We start from the raw sequence: 229 nt of genomic DNA, 5'->3' as shown, positions 1-229 counted from the left end.
CGCTGCATGGACCAGGCAAGCTCCTTGGCCGATGCCGGCCCACCGCCCGGAAACTTCATGTTCTCGTTGAGATGGAAGGTGAGCTGCATGCGATCCGGCGAAACATCCCAGCTCTTCGCCATAAGAGGAACGACCTTGGATTCGACGGCCGGATCGAAATCCACCAGCGAATCGCAGGAGTTCTGGACCAGCTCGCTGGTCACCACGTCACCGATCTGCGCCCGCGCCA

General features: G+C 61.1%; 1 protein-coding gene. It reads right to left on the bottom strand.

The features are described 5' to 3' along the window. On the bottom strand, positions 1-203 hold a 203-nt coding region (locus KVS69_RS21365; protein WP_345776836.1), incomplete at its 3' end, for an ABC transporter substrate-binding protein. Positions 204-229: the final 26 nt, after the last annotated feature.

This window comes from Stenotrophomonas sp. GbtcB23 (genome assembly GCF_019091045.1).
Taxonomy (GTDB): domain Bacteria; phylum Pseudomonadota; class Gammaproteobacteria; order Xanthomonadales; family Xanthomonadaceae; genus Stenotrophomonas; species Stenotrophomonas rhizophila_A.
The sequence above is the reverse complement of the archived record's forward strand: the minus strand, read 5'-3'. Positions and strand labels throughout refer to the sequence as shown.